The 21577-nt window shown below is 50.1% G+C and carries 23 protein-coding genes; all 23 read right to left on the bottom strand.

What is annotated here, in order from left to right:
• Window positions 1–9 precede the first annotated feature (9 nt).
• Entirely contained in the window at window positions 10–906 is an 897-nt protein-coding gene (locus tag HPY90_RS03985) for a MinD/ParA family protein (protein WP_287191448.1), read from the bottom strand.
• Window positions 906–2066, bottom strand: a complete 1161-nt coding sequence (gene flhF / locus HPY90_RS03980) for a flagellar biosynthesis GTPase FlhF (protein WP_287191406.1) — start codon at window positions 2064–2066, stop codon at window positions 906–908. Before flhF ends, HPY90_RS03985 begins: the two co-directional genes overlap by 1 nt.
• A complete protein-coding gene (gene flhA / locus HPY90_RS03975) occupies window positions 2063–4108 on the bottom strand; it encodes a flagellar biosynthesis protein FlhA (RefSeq protein ID WP_287191403.1) in 2046 nt (681 codons plus the stop codon). Before flhA ends, flhF begins: the two co-directional genes overlap by 4 nt.
• Window positions 4109–4590: 482 nt before the next feature.
• A complete protein-coding gene (gene flhB, locus HPY90_RS03970; protein ID WP_287191401.1) occupies window positions 4591–5691 on the bottom strand; it encodes a flagellar biosynthesis protein FlhB in 1101 nt (366 codons plus the stop codon).
• Window positions 5692–5698: 7 nt separating this feature from the next.
• Window positions 5699–6463: a flagellar biosynthetic protein FliR gene (fliR, locus tag HPY90_RS03965; RefSeq protein ID WP_287191398.1), complete on the bottom strand. Its 765-nt coding sequence runs from the start codon at window positions 6461–6463 to the stop codon at window positions 5699–5701.
• A 22-nt stretch (window positions 6464–6485) separates the two neighbouring features.
• Entirely contained in the window at window positions 6486–6761 is a 276-nt protein-coding gene (fliQ, locus tag HPY90_RS03960) for a flagellar biosynthesis protein FliQ (RefSeq protein ID WP_013175151.1), read from the bottom strand.
• An 87-nt stretch (window positions 6762–6848) separates the two neighbouring features.
• Entirely contained in the window at window positions 6849–7628 is a 780-nt protein-coding gene (gene fliP, locus HPY90_RS03955) for a flagellar type III secretion system pore protein FliP (RefSeq protein WP_287191394.1), read from the bottom strand.
• Window positions 7621–8226 carry a FliO/MopB family protein gene (locus tag HPY90_RS03950; RefSeq protein WP_287191392.1) on the bottom strand — a complete coding sequence of 202 codons (606 nt, stop codon included), beginning with the start codon at window positions 8224–8226 and terminating at the stop codon, window positions 7621–7623. The genes fliP and HPY90_RS03950 overlap by 8 nt, the downstream gene beginning before the upstream one ends.
• Window positions 8227–8283: 57 nt before the next feature.
• Window positions 8284–8646, bottom strand: coding sequence for a response regulator (locus HPY90_RS03945; protein WP_287191390.1), 363 nt, complete (start codon window positions 8644–8646; stop codon window positions 8284–8286).
• Between the two features lie 18 nt (window positions 8647–8664).
• Window positions 8665–9873, bottom strand: coding sequence for a flagellar motor switch phosphatase FliY (gene fliY, locus HPY90_RS03940; RefSeq protein ID WP_287191387.1), 1209 nt, complete (start codon window positions 9871–9873; stop codon window positions 8665–8667).
• Complete coding sequence (gene fliM, locus HPY90_RS03935) at window positions 9860–10852, bottom strand: flagellar motor switch protein FliM (RefSeq protein WP_287191384.1); 993 nt, start codon at window positions 10850–10852, stop codon at window positions 9860–9862. Before fliM ends, fliY begins: the two co-directional genes overlap by 14 nt.
• A gap of 49 nt (window positions 10853–10901) precedes the next feature.
• Complete coding sequence (locus tag HPY90_RS03930; RefSeq protein WP_287191380.1) at window positions 10902–11384, bottom strand: flagellar basal body-associated FliL family protein; 483 nt, start codon at window positions 11382–11384, stop codon at window positions 10902–10904.
• A gap of 58 nt (window positions 11385–11442) precedes the next feature.
• Entirely contained in the window at window positions 11443–11637 is a 195-nt protein-coding gene (locus HPY90_RS03925) for a flagellar FlbD family protein (RefSeq protein WP_287191377.1), read from the bottom strand.
• A gap of 80 nt (window positions 11638–11717) precedes the next feature.
• Window positions 11718–13181 (bottom strand): flagellar hook protein FlgE, encoded by a 1464-nt coding sequence (locus HPY90_RS03920; RefSeq protein WP_287191374.1) that lies wholly within the window; start codon window positions 13179–13181, stop codon window positions 11718–11720.
• A 79-nt stretch (window positions 13182–13260) separates the two neighbouring features.
• Window positions 13261–13638, bottom strand: a complete 378-nt coding sequence (locus HPY90_RS03915) for a TIGR02530 family flagellar biosynthesis protein (protein WP_013175142.1) — start codon at window positions 13636–13638, stop codon at window positions 13261–13263.
• Window positions 13635–14150, bottom strand: a complete 516-nt coding sequence (locus HPY90_RS03910; RefSeq protein ID WP_287191370.1) for a flagellar hook capping FlgD N-terminal domain-containing protein — start codon at window positions 14148–14150, stop codon at window positions 13635–13637. The genes HPY90_RS03915 and HPY90_RS03910 overlap by 4 nt, the downstream gene beginning before the upstream one ends.
• 11 nt (window positions 14151–14161) lie before the next feature.
• Window positions 14162–15577 (bottom strand): flagellar hook-length control protein FliK, encoded by a 1416-nt coding sequence (locus HPY90_RS03905; RefSeq protein WP_287191367.1) that lies wholly within the window; start codon window positions 15575–15577, stop codon window positions 14162–14164.
• 104 nt (window positions 15578–15681) lie between these two features.
• Window positions 15682–16251 (bottom strand): MotE family protein, encoded by a 570-nt coding sequence (locus HPY90_RS03900; protein ID WP_287191364.1) that lies wholly within the window; start codon window positions 16249–16251, stop codon window positions 15682–15684.
• A 165-nt stretch (window positions 16252–16416) separates the two neighbouring features.
• Window positions 16417–16878: a flagellar export protein FliJ gene (fliJ, locus tag HPY90_RS03895; protein ID WP_287191362.1), complete on the bottom strand. Its 462-nt coding sequence runs from the start codon at window positions 16876–16878 to the stop codon at window positions 16417–16419.
• Complete coding sequence (fliI, locus tag HPY90_RS03890) at window positions 16879–18222, bottom strand: flagellar protein export ATPase FliI (protein ID WP_287191361.1); 1344 nt, start codon at window positions 18220–18222, stop codon at window positions 16879–16881.
• Window positions 18200–19024: a FliH/SctL family protein gene (locus tag HPY90_RS03885; protein WP_287191359.1), complete on the bottom strand. Its 825-nt coding sequence runs from the start codon at window positions 19022–19024 to the stop codon at window positions 18200–18202. Before HPY90_RS03885 ends, fliI begins: the two co-directional genes overlap by 23 nt.
• On the bottom strand, window positions 19017–20024 hold the full coding sequence (gene fliG, locus HPY90_RS03880; protein ID WP_287191358.1) for a flagellar motor switch protein FliG: 1008 nt from the start codon (window positions 20022–20024) through the stop codon (window positions 19017–19019). Before fliG ends, HPY90_RS03885 begins: the two co-directional genes overlap by 8 nt.
• Before the next feature lie 4 nt (window positions 20025–20028).
• On the bottom strand, window positions 20029–21567 hold the full coding sequence (fliF, locus tag HPY90_RS03875; RefSeq protein ID WP_287191356.1) for a flagellar basal-body MS-ring/collar protein FliF: 1539 nt from the start codon (window positions 21565–21567) through the stop codon (window positions 20029–20031).
• Between the last annotated feature and the right edge of the window lie 10 nt (window positions 21568–21577).

Here is a 21577-nt window from a genome sequence, read left to right as displayed (position 1 = left end):
CCTTGCATCTTACCTGAGAAAAGAAGTCAAGTTACGGAAGAAACTCCGGAGTCCAGAAGCCTTTACTGAAACCTTGTCCCCGTCACTTTTGTCATGCAGCTTGCGCGCGATATCCCTTACATTTCGACTCACCTGACTGTTAGGGTGGGAAACGAGAAACGGCTGCTGATTCTTAACCGCCACCTCTACCGCCCGGTCTTCGACCAAACATCCCAATAACTTCATTTCTACCCCCAAAAACCTTTCTCCTACGCTGATGAGTTTTTGAGCAACCAGAATACCCTCTGTTTCCGTTTCCACCCGATTGACCACGATATAAACCGCGCCGCGAGCTCGGCGATTTGAAGCAGCCTTGATAATACCATACGCGTCGGTAAGTGAAGTCGGCTCCGGAGTGGTGACAACCACGATGTCATCAGCAGCAGTAACATAACTCAGAACACTGTTGGAAATCCCCGCTCCGGTATCGATAATCATCAGATCGTACTCTCCATCCAATCTCCCCAGGTCTCTTATCACTGCCTGCAAAGCTTCTTCAGGGAGATTAGCCAGTTCCTGAATACCTGATCCCCCCGGAATTATCTCGAGCCCGCATGGACCGTGCAGGATAATCTCTTTTATGCCCTTTTCTCCACGGATAACGTGGTACAAGTTGTACTTGGGAGCTAACCCCAAGATGATATCGACATTAGCCAAGCCCATGTCCGCGTCGAGTAAAACGATTCTGAGTCCCGATTCGGCTAAGGCCAGTGCCAAGTTCAGTGCCAGGTTGGTTTTCCCCACTCCTCCCTTGCCGCTGGTCACCACCACAACCCGGGTATGCTTCATACCGCGGACCAAATCATTTTCAATCCTGGTTTTAAGGCTCTTGGCCATAAGCCTGAGTCTTTCGGCTTGGTCTTTCATCAAACCGATACCTCTCCCAGTATCATCTTCGCCAAGTAGCTGGGGTCTGGAACCATTATGTCATCCGGTACGTTTTGTCCGTTAGTGATGTAAGCGAGCCCCGTTTTCGTTTTGTAAGCCACATTCAATATCTGCCCGAAACGTTCACACTCATCTACTTTGGTGAACACGAGTTTATCGATTCTAACCACGTTAAATCTCTGGTAAATCTCCAAAAGATCCAGGGTAGGGGTATTGGTACTCAAAACCAGCAGGATTTCGTCTGGTTCAGCTACCCTGAGAAATTCGGCCAATTCGTTAATATGAGGCTCGTTTCTAGGGCTTCTCCCGGCGGTGTCAATGAAAATGACATCTTTGTCTTTATGTTTGGCCAAAGCCGTTTCTAATCCTTCTGGGTGAAAAACCACCTCTAGTGGAACCCCTATGATTTCGGCGTAAGTTTTGAGCTGCTCTACCGCAGCAATACGATAGGTATCGATAGTGACCAAGCCTACCCTTTTCCTTTCTAATAGGGCAAAATTAGCGGCCAGTTTAGCTATAGTTGTGGTTTTGCCAACGCCGGTCGGACCGATCATCGCTACTACTCTGGGCCTGCCTCGGTTAAACTCTATAGGCTTAGGCTTCTTAAACATGGACCCCAGTACCTCAGTACATACCCCCATCATGTCCTCGTCATGATGACCTTCCTCGGTCTCAATCCTCTGCTTCACCGATTGCGCAATTCGAAAGGCCAGTTTCTCATTGACCTGGTTATTGACCAGAGCTTTATAAAGTGACTGTACCGATCGCGGCATCCCCTTTAGCTTATCCTTTTCCTCCAGTTTATGGTTGAGATCAGCCATCATCTGTTTCATTTCCCGTAGCTCTTCAAGAAGCTCGTCAGCCTTTTCTGGTAGTTCCTTGTTAACGGCAACAAAATTGTCTTCCGAAACCATCGGTACCGGCTTCGATTCCGCCCTAGGTGTATCGTGGCTTGCGGCTTGGGCAACTTCTTCATCCAGGGCTACCGTGATCTCGATCCGGGGCCGAGCGAAAAGACCAAAAAAACCGCCCTGCTTAAACTTACGAGTATGGATTATCATGGCATCTCGCCCCAGCTCAAGCCGGGCTTGTTTCACCGCTTCCTGGAGACTATCGGCCACATACCTTCGGATCTTCATACCGACACCATCCCTGCTACTTCCAGTTCAATCCCAGGTTCGATTTCATTGTACGATAACAGAACCAGATTAGGAACAAACCTTTCTATAAACCGCTTAAAATAGATACGCAAGATCGGTGCTACAAGAAGCATAGGTATGCTTCCCTTTCGTGCCAAGTGTTCACTGTGTTTCCGTATCTCATTTACCAGCTTCTGCGCCATATCCGGTTCTAACACCAGATAAGAACCAAACTCGCTTTGCTGAACTGATTCTCTCAGTTTTTCCTCCAAACCAGGCTCAATCGTCAGAACCACTAACTTGCCCTTGTCATCCACGTACTGTTTTGTAATATGCCTGCGCAAAGCCTGCCGAACATATTCGGTCAAAACATCCGTGTCTCGCGTTACCCTTGCATAGTCAGCCAAGGCTTCAAGAATGGAAACTACATCCCGGATCGACACCTGTTCCCGTAACAGGTTCTTCAACACCTTCTGTACGTCACCCAACGACAGAAGATCCGGAATAAGTTCGTTCACTACTGCCGGGTTTTGCTCTTTTATGTAATTGAGTATGTTCTGTACCTCTTGCCGTCCCAGTAGCTCGTGCGCGTGCTCCTTAATAACCTGGGTCAAGTGAGTTGCCAAAACTGAAGGCGGGTCTACAACGGTAAAGCCTTTCAACTCCGCTATTTCTCGTTCGGATGAATCTATCCATTTGGCAGGCAAATTGAATGCAGGCTCCGTGGTCAGTACCCCTTTGATGTCTTTGTCCTCTTCTATGCCTGGCCCTAAAACCAAATAACTGTCTAACATTAGTTCTCCCGCGGCAATCTCCATTCCCTTGATCTTGATGCTGTAAGCGTTCGGCTTCAGCTGCATGTTATCCCGAATGCGGATCGGGGGTACTATGAATCCGAGTTCGGTTGCGCACTGCCTGCGAATCATGACAATCCGGTCGAGAATATCTCCCCCCTGGTCGGCATCAACCAACGGTATCAAGGCATAGCCGAGTTCCATCTCCATTTTCTCTACCTGCAGCAGCTCCACAACGTTTTCTGGCTTCCTTATTTTAGCCGCTTCTTCTGCTTCAGCCGGTATTTGCGGTTCTACGTTCTCCGGTGTGCTCCTACGCAGGGTATAAAAGAGAGCACCGAACACAGCGGCCATGAAAAACATAGGCCCTTTAGGAAGGCCTAGAAATCCCAAAACAACCAGAACTGCCGCCGCAATTCCCAGAGCTTTGTAATGTGCCAGCAGCTGCTTGGTCAACTCCTCGCCCAGGTTAGCTTGTGAAGCGCTTCTAGTTACCACAATACCGGTAGCCGTGGATAGAAGCAAAGCCGGTATCTGGGTCACCAGACCGTCGCCCACAGTAAGGATTGTGTAGGTCTTAGCCGCTTGGTTGATAGACATGCCCATCCGTGCCATCCCAATAATCAAGCCACCCACGATGTTTATCATCAGGATAACGATAGCGGCAATCGCATCCCCTTTTACAAACTTGCTGGCTCCATCCATAGCCCCGTAAAAGTCGGCTTCCCTCTGAATCTCTTTTCTCCGTTCCCTAGCCTCGTTCTCATTTATCAATCCGGCGTTTAAATCAGCATCTATAGCCATCTGTTTGCCCGGCATGGCGTCCAACGTGAATCTAGCCGCTACTTCAGACACCCGTTCAGCTCCTCTGGTAATAACGATGAACTGGATAACAACCAAGATTAAAAATATCACAAGACCTACTACCATATCCCCGCGGACCACAAAGTCCCCAAACCGCTGGATGACATTGCCGGCGAATGCATCTAAAAGTATCAGCCGAGTCGAAGAAATGTTGAGGGAAAGCCTGAACAAGGTCATTATCAACAAAATCGAAGGAAATACCGAAAAGTCCAAGGGACGTAAAGTGAACATACACACCATGAGGATGATAAGAGAAAAAGCGATATTGAAGGTTAGAAAGATGTCCAGGAGGTAGTAAGGCATAGGAAGGATCATCATCATAACTATTATGATCAGCCCGACCGATAGCAATATGTCGCTGTTATTGAGCAATTTACCTAACAATCTCCCTACCCTCCTCCATGTCCTTGTCAGAAAACGGGCCACAGATTAACACAGATTTTCACTGATTAACACGGATGAACCTGCCTGGACATAGACACTCTTGACACCCGGAGGCGTCACTATTACAGGGTGAAAAAAGGGCCATTCAATCACAAGATTGATCATAATTATTCTGAACAATATGCCCCGAAAACGAGCCGCAGATGCCCACAGACCCGGCACTCAGCTCAAGTCTTTAATTATTAGCGGCTAGCGTTTTCGAGACCCAATAGCATGTTACAATTTTAGCCAGCTGACTGCCGGGCAGATGAACACCGATTTTCCCTAGTTTGAAGATTTTCTAGGTTACCATTAAAGAAACCGAAGTTTTCACTCTCTAGTGGTGACTCGGATGAGAGTCATAAAGGTCTGCGTAAGTCAGCGTCTAATAAACATCTGTGCCAATCCGTGTCCATCTGTGCCCATCAGTGGCTAAGAAAACCTCACCCGAGATTACGTTTCTGGCGGTATACGAAAGCGAGTACCTCGGCTACGGCCTGATAAAGAGTTTCTGGGATCGGATCTCCGATCTCGGTTGAGTAATAGATAGTTCGAGCCAAAAATGGGTTTTCTACTAAGGCCACTTGGTGCTCCATAGCTACTTCTCTTATGCGCAAAGCCAGAAAGTCCTGCCCTTTAGCCGTTACCACTGGAGCTGTCATCGCTTCCGCTTCGTATTTCAAGGCCACAGCAAAATGGGTTGGGTTGGTTATTACAACATCGGCTTTGGGTACCTCGGCCATCATGCGGCGCATAGCCATTTCGCGCTGTTTTTGCCTCTGCTTGCTCCTTATCTGGGGGTCGCCTTCCGTTTGTTTGTATTCCTGTTTCAGTTCCTCCTTACTCATCCGCAGCGATTTCTCGTGCTCCCACCACTGGTACAAATAATCTAGTGAACCCACCACCAGTAAAACAACCCCGATTTTCATAGCCATCTCGAAAATGATGTCACCTAAAGACATCACCATGCTTACAGGCTCCATATCTACAAAACGGGGAAAAAGGTACAGGTTCTTTTTCAAGACCGAGTAAACCACCCAAGCTGTTAGGACAACTTTGGCCACTGATTTGACCAGCTCGATCAGGGCACGCAGCGAAAATATCCTTTTAAACCCCTCGACCGGGTTAACGCGTTCTGGTTTTATAGATAACGGTTCCCCAGCAAAAACAAACCCTACTTGCAAGAGATTGACGAGTAATCCAGCCACCAAGACCGCTCCTATTACAGGAAGGGATATCTTAGCCATTAGCAGGATGGCATCCAGTAACATTACGTGAAACGTTGCCGGAGTCAATTGAGTCAGAGCCCTATCTGATAAATACCGGCTGAAAAATCCCTGTATCCCGGTTAACATATAGGGGGTTGTAAAATGCAGCACCGCGAATCCCACAAGCAATATGACGGCAGAGTTAAGGTCCACGCTCCGGAAAACCTGGCCTTTTCTCCGACTCTCTTGCCGCCGTCGCGGAGTCGCTTTCTCGGTTTTTTCGCCTCCTTCGGCAAACAGCTGCAGATCTAGTATCCAAACACCGCTTGTTTCCATCGACTTATCACCTGGCCAAAAAGTACAAGGCCTGATCCAGGCAGTCAAAAAACTGGGCAAAGAGTACCTGCAACAACCACACGTAGACTGGGATGACCAAGAGCAACATGACAATTCCCCCCAGTATCTTTAAAGGCATGCCCACCAAAAAGATGTTCATCTGGGGTACCGTTCGGGCCATAAAGCCCAGAGCCGTATCCGCTACTAACAGGGCAGCTACTACTGGAGCGGCAATTTTCACCCCTAGTACGAACATATATCCCCCCAGCTTAACCAAAAAAGCGGTAAACCCCGGCTGAAACTTGGCTCCCAAAATCGGGATAACATCATAGCTGTGATAAACTGCTGACAGAAGCTGATGATGCCCGTCTATTCCCAAAAACACCAGAATAGCTAACAGATAATAAAAACTTCCCACTAAGGGAACTTGCATCCCGGATTGGGGATCCATCACATTGACAATGCCGAAACCCATCTGCATATCTACCAACTGTCCGGCAAGCTGAACAGCCGCAAACAAAACATATCCTGCCAATCCTAAAGCATAACCGGTGAATACCTCTACTGCCAAAGCGACCAAAAAAATACCGGTGTTATCGAGCTCTACTCGGGTCGACATCGGCCTCACATAAGTTATTATCGCGGCCAGTAAAAGCCCCAAAAACACTTTGATCTGAACCGGTATTTGCCGGCTGGAGTAAACAGGTGCGGACAAGAACAAGCCCGAAACACGCGCAAAAACCAAGAGAAACTTGTCAATCTCTAACGGCACCAGGCCTCACACCCCGCCTCCATCACCGCAAGTCGATAAACTGAGGTATATTAACCAAAAGGTTATTGGCAAAGGCAACCATCGTATTGAGCATCCAAGGACCAAAAACTATGATAACCACCAGTACAACTATGATTTTTGGAACAAAGGTTAGAGTCTGTTCTTGAATCTGGGTAGTTGCCTGTAAAATGCTTATTACCAAGCCGATCAACAGGCTCCCAAGCAAAATAGGAGCCGCAACCAACAGGGTAGCGTACACCGCTTCTTTAGCCAGGCCTAACACTACGTCTTGATACACCGCTTTTCTCCTCCCCCAACCAGCAGGGCTGTGCTGTTTCGAACCACCTTCCAATCTATGTCCTTCCGTCTTGGACAAGACGCCGGATCATCGAAAGCTCATAATGAGCGAGTTGACAACCAAGTTCCACCCGTCTACCAAGACAAACAGCAATATCTTGAAAGGGAGCGATATCATCATAGGTGGAAGCATCAACATTCCCATGGACATGAGGGCGCTGGAAACCACCATGTCGATAACCAAAAAAGGAACAAAGATGATAAACCCGATCTCAAACGCGGTCTTTAATTCACTGATAACAAAAGCCGGAATAAGCACGTAGTTAGGAACATCCCCGTAAGTGCGAGGACGCTGGATTTTCGCCATTTTCACGAACAACGCCAAGTCCTTTTCCCGAGTTTGTTTGAACATAAAAGTTCTCAGGGGCGCCATACCCCGAGTGAACGCCTGGTCCTGGGTTATTTCTCCCTGGAAATAAGGCTGCAAAGCCTTTTCGTTGACTTCTTTCCAGGTCGGAGCCATTACGAAAAACGTCAAAAACAAAGCCAAACCTACAAGAATCTGATTTGGCGGCATCTGCTGGGTGGCCAGAGCACTTCTCACAAAAGACAACACCACGATTATCCTGGTAAACGAGGTAAGCAGTATTAATATCGCCGGCGCCAGCGACAAGATAGTAAGCAAAGCCAATATCTGCAAAGCTTGAGAAACCCCGTTTTCTCCCTGGGATTCACCGCCGATATTGATGCTGACCTGAGGAATCTGGAACTGTTGGGCTTGAGCCTCACCGGTCAAGCATACGACAGCCATAATTAAGAAGGCCGCAAGCACAAAGCCGACAGCCACTACCCTGGCGACTTTATTCATTGTCGTCACCTCTCCCTGAGGTGTCTTGAGCCCTATCCCGGCCGGACCGGAGTCGTTCCAGATTCCGCAACTCCTCCTGCATCAGAGAATGAAAATACCGTTCCCGTCCTTTGGAGTTCCTGCCCTTACCAATATTCAGAGCCTTTTGTGCCCGTTCCCAAAGAAGACTAGCCGGTACTGACGACTGGGTTACCTTTCTTTCCTCAGCTTTCTTTATCATATCTTCTATCAAGGCTTCATCGGTCACTTCAAAGAGGGTTGCCACCTGGTGATCCGTAACCCCCACGGCAAAAACTTTCCCCCCCACTTCACACAACATAATGCCGCGATTGGGGCCGATCATAACCTCGTCTAGCACCTGTATCCACTCGCCCTGCATTCGGCGTGTCATCTGCTTGCCCATCAAACGGATAACCAGCCAGGCACTACCGACGATGACTGCCAAGCTCAGTATCAAGCGAACCATAGCTCCAGCCATACCGGTACCGGGTTCAGCTTTCGGCTCCTCGTACTTGAGGTCTAGCTTCTGCTTCTCAATATCAGCCCCCAGCGCTCTTCCTGTCTGGGAACAAAAACTCAAGAAAACAACCAGTAACATGAAGGCGAGCATCCAGCGATGTCGCCGAGAAAACCCAAACACCTTACCACTTCCCGCTCAACCTATTGCCTTGCTTATTGCTTCTACTACCCTTTCGGGTTGAAACGGTTTTACCACAAAATCCCTGGCTCCGGCTTGAATTGCGTCGATGACCATGGCTTGTTGCCCCATGGCGCTGCACATTATGATCTTGGCTCCTGGATCTATCTTCCTTATCTCCCTGACCGCCGTAATACCGTCCATTTCCGGCATCGTTATATCCATGGTTACCAGATCGGGGTTAAGTTCCTTGTACTTCTCCAAGGCCACCAAGCCGTTTTCCGCTTCACCTACCACCGCATAACCGTTTTTGGTCAAAATATCCTTTATCATCATCCGCATAAAAGCCGCATCATCTACCACCAATACCGTCTTAGCCATCAGGTCAACCTCCCCAGACTACTGAAGTTTACTGACTCTGTCCATAGGACTGATTATCGCGGTCACCCTAACCCCGTAGTTTTCGTCGATGACTACCACCTCTCCTTTAGCAATGAGCTTTCCATTAACCAGAATATCGACCGGTTCTCCGGCCAATTTTTCGAGCTGAACTATGGACCCTGGTCCCAGGTCCAGTATTTCCTTAATGGTCTTGCGGGTCCGTCCCAGTTCAACTGAAACGTTCAAAGGCACGTCCATTATTAGGCTGATGTTTTGTGGTTCAACATAGCGCACCTCGGGGGTTAAGGGAGCGAACTGCACCGGTTGCACTGCTATCTCGCTCTTCTTTACCCCCGCTCCCCCGGCAACCGTCTGGGCGAATGGCTGTTCATACAACGCCCCGCCGTTAACCGACGGCATAGAAAGAGGAGGAGGGGGCGAAACTATAGGTATTTCCTCTGCTTTATCCCTCGCGGGGGTACCGGTTGGGGAGCCGGTTACGCCTTCGTACAAAGGCTGGCTTGCCGCCACGGCATCGCTCGTTTCGGGAACACCCCCCATCAAGGTCGAAACCATGCTCTTCGCCGCCTCTAAGGGCATAATCTGCATTATCTCGCTGTCAACCAACCCTTCTATTTCCATGCGGAAGAGTATCTGTACAATGTCTTGATATTCCTGGCCTAGCTTGGCGTCAATGTTTTCTTTCCCCAAATCCACTAGGGTAAGCCGGGGCGGGGCTATCTCAATCCGCCGGTCAAACATGGAAGACAAACTCGTGGTGGCCGAGCCCATCATCTGGTTCATAGCCTCACTAACCGCACTCAGTTCAATTTCTCCTAAGTCTTGTCCCCGACCGCTACCGTCTCCTCCCATCATTAAATCTGCGATTACAGCAGCGTCCTCTTTTTTTACCACCAGGATATTGCTTCCCGAAAGCCCGTCCGTGTACTCCACCTCGATGAGCAGGTAAGGCAAAGGATAGTCGGTCTGGAGTTGCTGCCTGGTTGTCAGCTTGACCTGAGGTGTAGTAATACTGACCTTACGGCGCAACAAGGTAGAAAGCGTAGTCGCAGCAGTCCCCATCGAGATGTTGCCGATTTCGCCAAGAACATCTCTTTCAGTGTCTGTCAGCGTGGCATCTGGTCTTTTTTCTTCATGAAAAGCAACCTCTCCACGCAAGAGAGCGTCTATTTCTTCCTGCGAGAGTATCCCATCAGGCATCATCATCCACCTCGCTTACAATTTCCGTAATCTTGAGAGCTAATCGGTTCCCTACTACCCCCGGTTTGCCACGAAACTTGGGTTTCTGCCCAATTACCACTTCAAAGTCCTCGTCTAACCGCCGTTCCAATGGGATTACATCCCCCGGAGCCAGTTCTAACAGTTCTCTCACCGTTATGACCGTGCTCCCGATCAGTATCTTGACCGGAACCATAGCGTTCTCGATGCGGTTCTTTAGCACCAACGCGCTATCTTTAGACCGCTCTTTAACGCTAGATGAGTAATAGTAGTTGACGTTCAGCTTCCCCGTAATGCTTTCCAACACCAAAAAAGGAATACAGATGTTAATGAGGCTGAGTACATCGCCGATCTTGGATTCCAAAGAGATTATAACCACCATTTCACTCGGAGACACGATCTGGGTGAATTGAGGATTAGACTCGATCCGGTCCATCACCGGCTGCAGCTCAATAATCCCGCTCCACGGTTCTTCCAGGTAACTCAACATCCTCTGGGCCAATCTCTCAATCAGTGTTATTTCTATTTCAGTTAAAGGGCGAATACGCTCTGGCGGCAAACCTGGACCTCCAAGAATCCGGTCCAGCATAGCAAAACCTAGATTAGGGTTTATCTCCATTATCGCGCTGCCCTCCAGAGGTGGAAGCGAAAAAACACACATGATAGTCGGGTTGGGCAGTGAGCGCATGAATTCATCGTACGTCAATTGCTCGACCGAAAGCACGTCGATCTGTACAGCAGCCCGCAATTGTGCCGACAAGTAGGTGCTAACCGAGCGCGAATAGTTTTCGAATATCACCTGCAGAGTGTGAAGCTGGTCTTTGGAGAACTTGTTAGGCCGCCTGAAATCGTAGAGCCGGATCTTTTTCTTCGTTTGCTCCTGCCGAAGCGAATCAGCATCAACCTCACCCCGGCTGAGAGCAGCCAGCAAAGCGTCTATCTCCTCCTGAGAAAGAATATCGCTCACCAAATCTCCCTCCGCTTAGTACGAGATACTCCCAGCCCCGGTTCCAACCTCATTGAACAATGAAACTGGTAAAGTAGACTCCTGTGACCTTTTCCCCGCCCAATTTGCGGTTCAAGCGCTCCTTAATCGTCTTGCGCAGGTTATCCCGGTTTCGCACGTCTAGATCTGCCACTGTCTGAGAGGAAAGGATCGAAAGTATTTCGTCTTTTACTACCGGCATCACCGTTTCTAACTCTTTCTCCACCTTCTTATCGGGGACCTGGAGATACACCTCGGCTTTCAAGTAGCGAGTTCCGTTTATGTCGTAAATGTTGGTGGTAAACTCTCCTGCTTGTACCAGCACTACCTCTCCAGACGATGACTTTTTCTCCTCTTCCTGGGGCAACAGCGGAGCCAAAAGACTGCGGATCATAAAGTAAGCCCCGCCCATGCACATCAGGAATACTACCAAACCTACCACGATTATCTGCAGATCAAGTCGTGACTTAGAACTCTTTTCTTTGCTGTCGCCGTTGTTCTTTTCCTCAGCCACCCGCCTCTGACCTCCCCGGTTACAATGATTTTGAATAATGACGTCTGGTAAATGTCGCTCAAAGCTTCAGGTTGGCGAATATTCTCCTTTTATATCGTATCATTTCTTCGCTAATTCTGGATATAGATTCACGCACAACCAACTTTTTACCCGTAGTCAAGGTAATTACCGTATCAGGGGTCTCCTCAAGGTATTCCACCATCTCCGGATTTAAAATGATCTTCTCTCCATTCAAACGGGTTAGCCTCAGCATGACTCTCTCCCCTTCCCCGTTGTAGCCTTGCAGGTAACTCAGAGCCGGCGGGCGCCAGCCCGCCGCCTCCGAGTCATATCCTACCGCTTGAGGTTCACCAGTTCCTGCAGCATTTCATCAGAAGTAGTTATGATTCGGGAATTGGCTTGAAAACCCCTCTGGGTAACTATCATGTCGGTGAACTCTTCTGAGAGGTCGACATTGGACATCTCTAAAGAACCCGGGAGTATGGCCCCCATAGCTTCCTCGCCGGGGGCTCCAACCTTGGGGTCGCCAGAGTTGTTGGATACCTGGAACAAATTGCCGCCCTTAGCCAAGAGGCCCGCCGGGTTCTGAAAAACGGCCAAGGCTACTCTGGCCAGGTTGTCTGTGATGCCGTTGGAGTAAACCCCTAGGATAACCCCGTTCTGGTCGATGGTTATGCTTCTTAAATCACCCTTGGTGTAACCATCCTGATACTCGGCCCAACCGGTAAAAGTCGCGTTGTACTGGGTAAGGTATGATAAATTCAAGGTAATGGGCTGTTGAGTCGGTACTCCATTGTTTACATAATGAATAGTGATACTTTGACTGCTTGGATCATCGGTTGCAGCGAACGTCATAGCCGTAACGTCCGGTTCTTGCCAGTCCGAAGAGCTTGCCCCGGTCGTGCCGTTATCGTGTTTTGCCCGTATCAGCTTTCCTTTCTCGTCGAAAAACAGGTAATAGTCTTCACTCTTGGAGTCACTGGCAGTCGGATTGGGACAGTCTGGATCGGAGCTTGCACGGACCCGCCATATGCTCCCGTTCATCTGCTCCCCGCCGATGTCCACCTGGTCTCTCTCCATGATTTTCTCAAACTTGAAGTACTGGACCCTTTTATTTCCCAGGGTGTCGTAGAATTCCTTAGAAGTAATCTTGGAATCGGCCCCGTCGGGATTGTCGACAAAGCTACTCGAGGTTTCGTCCCAAACGTATTCGGGTTCCAGGGTCGAATCGAAGTTCCCGGCAAAGCGTATCAGGGTCGTAGCCTTCGGCTCAGTACTCTGGAGAGCTGAGATATCGATAGGGACGAGGCCGCTCGTAATGTCTATCTGGCGCTTGCCAGTCAAAGGATCTATTACCCAGTTTCCGCTGTCGTCCTTCGCAGGCATATAGCCCATGACGTGCAATCCGCCTGAAGCCACGTAGTTGCCGAGCACATCGAAATCAAAAGCCCCGGCCCTGGTGTAATAGCGCTCGCCCCCGCTTTCCAGGATAAAATACCCGTTACCGTCGATGGCGAGGTCGGTATTCTTACCCGTGGTTTGGGCACTGCCGGGAGTTGCTATCACGTCGACGCTCGACAGTTGTACCCCCAGGCCAACAGCCTGCGGGTTGGTCCCCCCTCTGGCCCCGGTCGGCGCTGAACCACCACGGATAGCCTGGTAAAAAGCATCTTTGAAAATGGCCCGGCTTTTCTTGTACCCAACCGTATTGACGTTGGCAATGTTATTGCCTATGACATCCATTCGCAGCTGGTGGGTGCGAAGACCCGATACCCCAGCATACATGGAACGCATCATATGCAAACGACCTCCTTTGAAAATTGGTAGCGCCTCAGTCGTTCAGCGCCAGCAGGGCTCCCTCTTTGGAGGTCCAGCCCTAAACAATGACCGCGCTATCGATATTCGTAAAAACGTTCTCCTTCATGTTCTCGCCATCGACGGCGGTTATGACCGTATTGTTTTTGACGCTTACCACTAGGGCTAATTTGTCAAAAAGGATGAGAGACTCCCGTGCCCCTTTCTCCCGGGCTTTCTGTACCGCAGCCTCAAGTTTTTCTATCTCACCTGATGTAAGCTGAATGTTTCGTGACTTCAGTCTCTGCTGGGCATGGTTAGAAAACCGCAGCGGTGGCGACTGCAGCTTGTGATTTAATATCTCGGCAAATGAAGCCTGGTTTTCCTGGGCTGCTGTTGCCTTGCCCGGCGATTTTACCGGAAGACTTGCGGCTTCAGGAAACATTATCCTGGAAGTCACTGGGCCTCGTCCTCCTCTGTCCCGTCTTGGCTACTACCCGTACCAGCTGGTGCTGTTGTCGCTTCGTCTGAATTACTACTCCAGTGCACCGAAGTTACCTGGGCAAGACTTACCTGTTCCCCGTTTACGGTCAAATAGGGAACCCCGTCCTTTAAGACTATAGACTCGACCCTCCCGCAAGCCGTCCCTGCCGCGGTCTCGAATTCGATCTCTTGTCCAAGCAAGGCTAGGGCCTCTTGCCACGACAAGTTGCTACTCAACGTCGAAACGTAGCTGTTCAAGGCTGTAGACAGGCTCTGCAGGTTGGTGTTCATGTTGTACATCTGCTCCAGCGAACTGAAGCTGGCCATCTGGGCTATGAATTCTCTGTCTTTCATGGGTTCGAGGGGATCCTGGTACTTGAGTTCCGTAATCAAGAGCTTGAAGAAATCATCTTTGCCCAGTATTTGAGACTTCGCCGCGCTCGTTATGGCAGTGGAACTTTCACTACTGGTCACTCCAGAAACTGGCATCGCTTCACCCCCTAAACCACGTAATCCAAGACCCCAACGCTTGACCCTTCAACCCCAGGATAATGAGATATTTGTTCTTCTTGTACCTCATCCACTGTCAGACCAGCACCTACCCCCTCGTATCCCCACTTTGCGGTCGGAGCTCTTTGCTGGTGAAATCCCGACTGTCCCTGGAAATCCTGCCCTCCTTGATAATAAAGGCCGACTTCTGCCCGGTCCAGCTTCAGGCCCCCGGCTTCGAGAGCCGCCTTCAACTGCGGGAGGTTAACTTCCAATACCTGCTTGACTTGCTGGTTTTCTGCCATAAAACGCGCTGTCACTTGGTGGTTCTCCAAACTCAGTTTGATGGTGAGCTTGCCCAGAATTTCTGGTTTGAGCACCATCTCGACCTCAGACCGTTCCGGCGTTAGTAAAACGTCAAGTTTTCGCACCACCTGGTCTACCAGCTTTTCGAACGGCACCGGATTCTTTGCTCCAATCTCCTTAGAAAGCCCCTGAATATCCGTAGGCTTACCGGCAAGCATCATGCTGTCAGAAGGTAAGGTCGGGATAGTATTGTCGGTATTCGTCTTCGGTTCTTGCATCAGTTGAGGCTCTTTCAGTCCTTTAGCCCGGCAGGTCTCTGCGAGAATCAGGTCTTTGACGTTTACCGGTTGTTGCGATGCTGACTCTAGAAAACCCCGTATCTGGGGCGTTCCTTTGGTATCCGCTTGAGGGCTGACCGTAACACCATCCGGCACTGGCGGATTCGTGTCGCCAGAAAGCCGCCCTTTCCCGCCCCCCTTGTCCACTGAAACCACCTGGGGCCCTTCGACCAAAAGTATCTGAGGGGTTTCGTCGGCAACAGGAGGCAAAATCCCTGTTCCGTTGCCCGGCGTAACAGGTAAACCGTCTGCGTTGATAACCCCGGCCCCATCGAAAGCAACAACTGTCGGGTACGAACTCGGCCCCCTCACGTCTCCCTCAGGAGCCTGCAGCCCCGAGAGATCTCCTCGCTCGCTGTTCTGTGGCGCTGTGAAAAGGATTAACCCCGCCGAAGCAATCTCAGGCATAACCGCCATGCCACTGGCCAGCAAAACCAAAGCGTTTCCGACTGCTCCTTGGGCCTTGTTAGTGACGTTATCCCCCGAGAACTCAACCACAAACGGGGTCACCCCGCCTTCTGCTCCCAGGCTCGCTGTCACGCCGTCGCTTGCCAGGTCCGCGTTCTGGCCTTTGTCTGTTTCCTGCCCCAAAGCACCACCCTCGGGATCAGAGGCTTCTTTCCCCTGGTGGCTCTGACAGGCTTGTTTTAACAACGAGGCGAATGCGGTTTTGCCCTTTTCTGCAGTGGCCGGAACCGGGTTGTTAGGCCTTACCTCGCCTTCAGCAACGAGCCGGGCCTGCTTGGAGGCCAAGAAGAATGCGGATGCGCTCCCTGTCTCCAATTCCATCACCTCCTTCCTGAGCATTTTCTAGCAGAAGTATCTATCTGACAGCCAGTAGTCGCAAATAGATAAGATTGCGCCGGCTTCAGATGGCACAGAGTATATCAGGGCGTTCCAGGCGTTTCCACTGCCAGCATTTTCTTGGTGATCAGGGCAGCGCGTTCTGGAGGCATAGCAGCCAGTATCTTCCCCACTTGTTCGCTGTCCATGTGCTGCAGTATGCCTATTACCGTTTCGTCATCGAGTTGTTCGAAAACCTTGGCCGAATCCTTGGGCTTGATCGAAGAATAATAACCGGCCAATTCTTTAAAAACCTCGTCCTGCCCTTGGCTCGTGAGGTTAGCGTTTTTCAGTTCTTCTACCTGCTTGTTAACCCTCGCCAGGGTACTCTTAGCCTGCTGCAGTTCGGTTTCTTTCACACGAACCTGTTGTTCAAGCTTGGTCATCTTCCCCTGCAAAGACTTAATTCTTTCCAGCAACTGGCGTTTTTCCTGCTCTACTGGCGATGACTTACTTGTAGTCACATCACTTGTGTCAACCAAGCGATTGACCACAGGAATGTCTTTGAAAAAAGCAGGAGCTGACAGCACTCCTAAGTAAATCAGAGAGCACCACGCTCCCGCCAGTAAGGCAAGGGATATGACCAAAAGTAAAACTTTTCTTGATATGCTCACCCGTTGCTTCACCCCTACCCAACTGAAACCGGGAAACGGGTCGCGCTGTACCCTTCCCCTCATCCAAGCCCCAAACCACCGCTACTTCTCAATTCTTAATTCTTAATTCTCACTTCTTCATTCTTCATTTTTCATTCTTAATTCTTAATTCTGCATTCTTAATTCTTACTTTTTGCTTCCCTCTGTCCGCCCCCGCCAAAACCTGGTCATCGCTACTTCATCCAAAACCAACTGCTCTTGCTTGCGAAACTCCGCCAAATACTCTTTCCATCGTCTATCTTTAAGTTTTTCTAGAGCCTTTCTTTCTTTCATGATCTCGTACAACCGTTCTCGAGCCCGGTTTACTTCCTCCTGCGCCTTTTCTACCTTTGTCCTTTGCCAGCGGATCCTGTCCCTGAGTATCGGCACATACTCTTTGACCGAAATAATCTCATGAACAGTGGTTACGGCACCGTCTTTGCTCCGCAACCGGTCGTACGTCGACTCCAACTCTTGCTCCCAAGCTCGTAATAACCGGACTTGCTTCAGGTACTCCCGCTGGCGCCGGGCCAGTTCCGCCTTGGCCATACTTTCTTCTCTCGAAACCACGTTCAGCTTGGTCTGGAGACGATAACGGAACCGCTTCATTTAACGCACCTGCCTTTGCCCAGTTACAACCTGTTCCAGTTCCAATACGGTGTCGTTAAAACTGGCTTTTTCCCAAACCCCCTGCTGAAGAAACGCGTTGCAACCGTCTATCAATTCCAAGGCCTCGTCGATGCGCGGGTTGGCTCCGCGGCGATAAGCTCCAATATCGACGAGATCCTTAGCCTCTCGGTAAACCGCCAACAGGCTGCGGAAGCGTCCCGCACTTTCGAGGTGAGAACTCGAAACTATTTCGGGCATTACCCTGCTTATGCTGCCGAGAACGTCTATCGCAGGGAAGTGGTTGAGCGATGCCAGCTCTCTGCTCAAAGCAATATGGCCGTCAACTATGCCTCTCACACCGTCGGTTATGGGCTCGTTCATATCGTCACCTTCTACCAAAACCGCATAAAGCCCGGTAATAGTACCTTTGTCTGAAGCCCCCGCCCGTTCTAACAACTTGGGTAATAGCGCGAATACCGAAGGCGTAAAACCACGAGTAGCAGGAGGTTCGCCGATGGCCAAACCTATTTCCCTCTGGGCTAAGGCAAACCTGGTCAGGGAATCCATTAAGAGCAACACGTCCAACCCCTGGTCACGGAAGAATTCGGCGATCGAAGTAGCTACAAAAGCCCCTCTTAACCTGATCAGGGCAGGCTGGTCCGAAGTCGCTACTACTACCACCGACCGCTTCAACCCCTCTTCTCCCAGGTCTCTTTCCAAAAAGTCTCTGACTTCCCGGCCCCGCTCACCTATCAGAGCAATAACGCTAACGTCTGCCTCGGTGTTACGGGCTATCATACCCAACAAGGTGCTTTTCCCTACCCCACTCCCGGCCAGTATACCCATTCTTTGCCCTTTGCCAACAGTAACCAGGGCGTCTATAGCCCTTACCCCTACTGGCAGCACCTCAGTTATCCGACGTCTTTTCAGAGGATCGGGCGGATGATTCATCACGGGGTATGTGGTCTCTGTCTCCACTGGCCCTCCCCCGTCTATAGGCTCTCCCAACCCGTTCAAAACCCTCCCCACCAGGCTGCGCCCAACCCTGACCTTGAAGGTTTGCCCGGTAGCCACAATCTCGCTGCCAGGTCCAATACCATCTAACTCTCCTAGGGGCATCAGCAAGGTCTTATTACCTTTGAATCCCACTACCTCGCACCGTAAGGGCTTGTCACTCCTGCCCGGACTCCGAACAAGACACAATTCTCCCATCCTGGCCCTGGGCCCATCGGATTCGATGGTTAGCCCCACTACTTGAGATATCCTGCCCTTGAAAACCAAGGGGTTTACCTTATCCAGAACCTTTAGGTACTTGTCCAAGTCAAGCGTGGTTACTTTCCCCACTGTTCCCTGCTTCCCCCATCAAGGCTTCAGCTACCTTACTTATACGGGTTTCCAGCTGAGCATCCACTATCCCTACATCGCTTTCAATGATAAAACCACCTGGAGTAATCCGGTTATCAAGCTGAACTTCCAAATGCTCGATAGCCTGGCCAGGGCTGGTGAGGCTAAATCTGTTCTCCGTGACAGTTTCAAAATCATGGGAGTTTACCAGTATCTTTGAGTTTCCCGCGTTTCCAACCATCGCCAGGGTATTGCGTATTAGGTTAATAATTATATCGGAATTTTCTCTTACTTCCTTATCTATGATCTTGCGGGCTATGGCTAAAGCCAAGTTCACTATATCCTCTTCTGCGGAACGGATGATAGATTCCTTGGTCTTCCTTGCTTCTTCTACCATCTGATGACACTCTAACAAGGTTTTGCTTCTCAATTCTTCTATCTCTTGGAAAGCCTTTTCCTGTCCCTCGCGATAACCCTCTTCCCAAGAGTGCTTTTTGATTAATTCTGCCTCCTGCCGTGCTAGGTTCTTTATCCTGTCAGCTTCTTCCTCTGCTGAGGCTATTACCTGCTGGGCTTCGGCCCGGGCATTTTCCAGTATCTCTTTTACCATATCCTCCGCTTCTCTGATGACCTCAGCCACTTCTGTGCGAAGCTCCTCCATTTCAAGTTCCCGCTTATCAGGTTCAGCCAGGGCCTCATTATTTCTTATTTTGGCCAGCCCCCTACCGGACTCCGGTTCGAAATTGCTCAACACCCGGGGCTCCTTAATTACCAAGTACTTTGACTTGATGATCTTAGACAATGATCTCGTCACCCCCACCGCGGGCAATAACAATCTCTCCAGCATCTTCTAGTTTGCGGATGATGTTGACTATACGTTGCTGTGCCTCTTCCACGTCGCGCAAACGCACCGGTCCCATGAACTGTATATCCTCACGCAACATCTCGCCAGCGCGCTTCGACATGTTGTTAAATATCTTGATCGCGACCTCATCACTCGCCCCTTTAAGCGCTAATGCCAGATCGTGAGACTCCACTTCACGCAGCACTCTTTGAACTGAACGGTCATCCATGGTGACGATGTCCTCGAAGACAAACATCAGCCTCTTAACCTCTTCTGCTAATTCCGGATCCTGAACTTCCAAAGCCTCTAGTATGGTCTTCTCTGTAGCCCGGTCCACCCGGTTCAAAATCTCGACCAGAGACTTAACCCCGCCGGCACTGGTAACTTCATGAGGAATCACCGAAGACAACTTGCGTTCCAGCACCCTCTCCACTTCTTTAATCGCATCCGGTGAAGTCGTATCCATCAACGCTATCCTTCTCGCTACATCCGATTGTTTATCAGGCGGTAACGCGGAAAGAATAATCGAAGCTTTCTCGGGTTCCAAATACGCCAACACCAAAGCGATGGTCTGCGGGTGTTCGGCCTGGATAAAGTTCAATAACTGCGCAGGTTCTGTCTTACGGGCAAAGTCAAAAGGTCGTACTTGAAGCGATGCCGATATCCTGGACAGTATTTCTACGGCTTTCTGGGGCCCTAAGGCTTTCTCTAGAAGTTCTTTCGCGTACTCGATGCCCCCCTGGGCGATGTACTGGTTAGCCAAAGCCATTTCGTAGAACTCGCGGAAAACGTCGTCCACGCGATCCCCGGAAATCTTGCGAACGTTGGCTATCTCCAGAGTAAGTTCCTCAATTTCGCTCTCGTTCAGGTGTTTAAAAATCTTGGCTGACTTTTCCGGGCCCAGGAAAATAAGAAAATTAGCAGCCTTCTGCTTGCCGCTCAAACCCTTCCTGACCATTCCCTCACCTCTTCTCTTCCAATAGCCAGGTTCTTATTATCTGAGCCACATCTGCGGGATTTTCATCTATAAGCTTATCGATTTCCTCGCGGATCTTGAGCTTTTCTCTTTCTTCCGGAGTCAGTTCCCGTTCGACCAAAGATTCAATAGGTATTTCCTCGTCTACCAAAGCCTCAAACCCTTCTTGTTCTTGTGCTTTCCTGCGTCTAGCCAGCCAGAACAGTAAAACGGCTATCACCAACGCGGCCCCCAAACCTGCTGGTAACATATACTTTTGCCAAGTACTTGCCGGAGGAGCAGTCTCCTCAGTTGGGGTTTGAAATTTCATAAAGCTAACATACACGCTGTCATTTCTTTTCTCGTCGGCCCCGACAGCATTTTTGACGGCCTCGACTATTTCTTCTCGCTTTGACTCAAACCCTTCGTCGACCAGCACAGCTACCGTCATCCTTTTGATTGCTCCCGGAGCAACCTTGGTTTTGGTCTCCACCTTATCTCCTTCATAATTGACGGTCTGCTCGGTCTTTTCCGAGGTAGAACTAGAAGTCCCTTGCCCTTCTGTCCCTTGATAGGTCGGAACATTGGTATCGACTCCAGGAGATGCAGCAGCCCCCGTGTTACTGCTGGTGCTGGACTCTTCCACCGTATGCTTGCTCACCACGACCCTTTGTTCAGGGTCAAAATCCTGGCTGTACTGTTCGACTTCATCGAAATTAAGCTCTGCGTTAACCCTCACTACTGATTTGCCCGGCCCCAGTGTTGCATCCAGCATGCTCTGAACCGCCTGCTGTTTTTCCCTTTCCAGCTGCCTCTTAACTGCCATCTGCTGGACCGACAACTCGGCCGAGGCCATAGAATCAGCAGAGGGAATATCAGCGGAAAGTAGATTACCGTACTGGTCGACCACCACCACGTTTTCGGGTTTCAGTTTCTCTACACTGTTGGCCACGAGATGGACAATCCCTGATATTTCCCTGTTGGTCAATTCCTCGCCAATCTTCACCTTCAGCACCACCGAAGCGGTGGCCGGCGCCTCTTGATCGACATAAAGCCGCGGCTCGGGCAACACCAGGTGCACCCGAGCGGATTCTATCTTGTCTAAGCTTTCGATGGTCCTGACCAGTTCTCCCTGCAGGGCTGTCAGATACTTAACCCTTTTGTCAGTCTCGGTCTCACCAAAACTGGTACTCTGAAACAGCTCAAAACCGGCTGTTCCCTTTGGTAGCCCTTCCCCTGCCAGCTGTAACCTCACCTGGTACTTCTGCTCAGAAGGAACTAGAATGGTGCTACCTTCGTCGCTCAAGCGGTAACTTATTTTCAGCTCATCGAGCTTTTTGGTTATGGCAGCAGCATCTTCCACCGACAGGCCGGAATACAATGGTTCGTAGTTCTTGGCCGTTTGGCTGGACAAAAGCATTCCTAGCGATACCAAAGTAAGAAGCACAGCCCCACTGATGAGAACCTTCTGGTTAAGAGTCAACAGACTCCACCTGTTCTTGGCCAGCTGTAACCAGTGTTGTACTCGCTCCCAAAAACTGTTCATACCAATTCTC

The sequence above is a fragment of the Syntrophothermus sp. genome (assembly GCF_013314835.1).
Lineage (GTDB): Bacteria > Bacillota > Syntrophomonadia > Syntrophomonadales > Syntrophothermaceae > Syntrophothermus > Syntrophothermus lipocalidus.
The sequence above is the reverse complement of the archived record's forward strand: the minus strand, read 5'-3'. Positions and strand labels throughout refer to the sequence as shown.

What these genes read in the sequence shown, in the direction of transcription:
- HPY90_RS03925 (WP_287191377.1), bottom strand. Translation starts at nt 11,637, where the DNA reads ATGCTGAGGCTAACCCGTTTGAATGGAGAGAAGATCATTTTAAATCCG.
- HPY90_RS03950 (WP_287191392.1), bottom strand. Translation starts at nt 8,226, where the DNA reads ATGTTACTGGTTGTTTTCTTGAGTTTTTGTTCCCAGACAGGAAGAGCG.
- fliG (WP_287191358.1), bottom strand. Translation starts at nt 20,024, where the DNA reads ATGGTCAGGAAGGGTTTGAGCGGCAAGCAGAAGGCTGCTAATTTTCTT.
- fliY (WP_287191387.1), bottom strand. Translation starts at nt 9,873, where the DNA reads ATGATGATGCCTGATGGGATACTCTCGCAGGAAGAAATAGACGCTCTC.
- HPY90_RS03910 (WP_287191370.1), bottom strand. Translation starts at nt 14,150, where the DNA reads ATGCCAGTTTCTGGAGTGACCAGTAGTGAAAGTTCCACTGCCATAACG.
- HPY90_RS03920 (WP_287191374.1), bottom strand. Translation starts at nt 13,181, where the DNA reads ATGATGCGTTCCATGTATGCTGGGGTATCGGGTCTTCGCACCCACCAG.
- fliP (WP_287191394.1), bottom strand. Translation starts at nt 7,628, where the DNA reads ATGAATAAAGTCGCCAGGGTAGTGGCTGTCGGCTTTGTGCTTGCGGCC.
- fliF (WP_287191356.1), bottom strand. Translation starts at nt 21,567, where the DNA reads ATGAACAGTTTTTGGGAGCGAGTACAACACTGGTTACAGCTGGCCAAG.
- fliJ (WP_287191362.1), bottom strand. Translation starts at nt 16,878, where the DNA reads ATGAAGCGGTTCCGTTATCGTCTCCAGACCAAGCTGAACGTGGTTTCG.
- HPY90_RS03945 (WP_287191390.1), bottom strand. Translation starts at nt 8,646, where the DNA reads ATGGCTAAGACGGTATTGGTGGTAGATGATGCGGCTTTTATGCGGATG.
- flhF (WP_287191406.1), bottom strand. Translation starts at nt 2,066, where the DNA reads ATGAAGATCCGAAGGTATGTGGCCGATAGTCTCCAGGAAGCGGTGAAA.
- HPY90_RS03985 (WP_287191448.1), bottom strand. Translation starts at nt 906, where the DNA reads ATGAAAGACCAAGCCGAAAGACTCAGGCTTATGGCCAAGAGCCTTAAA.
- flhB (WP_287191401.1), bottom strand. Translation starts at nt 5,691, where the DNA reads ATGGAAACAAGCGGTGTTTGGATACTAGATCTGCAGCTGTTTGCCGAA.